This is a genomic window from Metabacillus herbersteinensis (genome assembly GCF_042433335.1).
GTDB classification, from domain to species: Bacteria; Bacillota; Bacilli; order Bacillales; family Bacillaceae; genus Metabacillus; species Metabacillus herbersteinensis.
On the sequence record NZ_JBHLVO010000078.1, the window covers coordinates 1 to 1808 of the forward strand.

The following is a 1808-nucleotide window of genomic DNA, read 5'->3' on the forward strand; positions in this document are numbered from 1 at the left end:
GACCTCTCACACCACCGTACGTACCGTTCGGTATACGGCGGTTCGAAAGTTTATGAAATTACTTTTAGTAGAGATTTTAATCCTAGTCTCTTCCAGTATTTATTATTCAGAGCACTATCCAATATCGGTGTATTAGACATTCTCCAATAGCTTTTTCTCGAATTTGCGTTCTTCCACGCTTCTTCTTTTGAAATACCTAACTTCACTAAGTTCTTATATTTCGTACTAACCTTCTTCCATTCCTTCCATCGACACGCTCTCAATCTACGTCTTATATGTGCATCTAACTTCATTGCGTATTTCTTCAAGTCTCCGACTTTAAAGTAATTTCCCCACCCTTGAATGAGTTGGTTTAACTTCAGAATTCTGTACTCCATACTTACTCCCCAGTTACGGTTAGTTATTTTCTTAAGCTTATCTTCGAACCTTTTCTTTGATTTCTTTGGCACATACACTCTAGTTCTCTTCCACATTTTGTAGAAACTCACCCCTAAGAATACGCGTGCCTTTGGCTTTCCCACTGCACTTTTCTCTTCATTCACCTTGAGTTTTAATTTCTTTTCAATAAACTCAGTGATTCCATTTTTCACCCGTTCACCAGCCTTTTGACTTTTAACATAGATGTTACTATCATCCGCGTACCTGACAAAACGATGACCTCTCTTTTCTAACTCATTGTCTAGTTCATTTAGAATGATATTGCTTAACAGCGGACTTAAAGGTCCACCTTGCGGTGTCCCTTCTCGATTTACTGTTACTACTCCATTCTCCATGATCCCTGACTGGAGGTATCGTCTAATTAATTTCAACGTTGGTTTATCTGAAATTGATTTAGCTACGAGAGACATTAATTTATCATGTTGTACTCGGTCAAAGAACTTTTCTAGGTCGATATCTACAACGAAGTTGTAACCATCCTCTATATATTTCCTAGCTTGTTCTATGGCTTGATGTGCACTTTTGTTCGGTCTAAAACCATAACTGTAGTGACTAAATTGAGGTTCGAAAATTGGAGTCAATACTTGAACTATAGCTTGTTGAAGAACTCTGTCAGTCACAGTAGGAATGCCCAGGTTCCGAAATCCACCATTTGGTTTTGGTATTTGAACTCTTCTTACTGGTTGGGGTTTGTATTTCCCCTCTTTAATCAGTTGAATAATCTGTGCACCATTATCCTTCAAATGTAGGCGAGTAGCTTCTATATCTTTCTCATCGACTCCTGCTGCTCCTTTGTTTCTTCTAACCCTTTCAAAGGCTTGGTTTAGATTATCTCTCTCTAGGATTACTTCTATCAATGCATTAGTAAATTTCATATTGTTCCTATGTTATCGAGGTTGTACAAGAGTAACTCCGCACTATAAAAGAGTATCCTGCTTTCCGAGCATCTTTCTCTTCAATAGTCCTAAGTTTTCTGCGTCCTTGTTATCTTGTAAATGACTCTAACATAGTCGCTCCTTTCGTTCCGTCCTTCTCAACCTTGAAGGTTGATACTATGACATCTGCTGACTTCTCTTAGTTCAGCTACTCATCGCTGAATAGGTTCTTTTGTTAAAGGTACTAAGAGATCTCCCAGGGTAAGTCCATCCACTTTCTCCTCATCTATCTGCCACATTTATTCCTATTTCATCCAGAGATATTTTGGACTTCATCTTGTTCTGCAGACTCGTCCTGAAATAGAAACCTCAAATGTGATTCGTGTACCTCAGACCAAGGATTTGTCTAGGGCTTCCTTCAGATTCCACGTCACCGTGGACACCCTTGCCTTCGACTAATGGTTCGCATATCCCAACGCCCATAACGGACTTCCA

The 1808-nt window shown here is 39.3% G+C and carries 1 protein-coding gene; it reads right to left on the reverse strand.

What is annotated here, in order from left to right; genetic code table 11:
* Positions 1 to 50: 50 nt before the first annotated feature.
* A complete protein-coding gene (gene ltrA, locus ACFFIX_RS27685) occupies positions 51 to 1313 on the reverse strand; it encodes a group II intron reverse transcriptase/maturase (protein ID WP_378939875.1) in 1263 nt (420 codons plus the stop codon).
* Positions 1314 to 1808: the final 495 nt, after the last annotated feature.

What these genes read in the sequence shown, in the direction of transcription:
- ltrA (WP_378939875.1), bottom strand. Translation starts at nt 1,313, where the DNA reads ATGAAATTTACTAATGCATTGATAGAAGTAATCCTAGAGAGAGATAAT.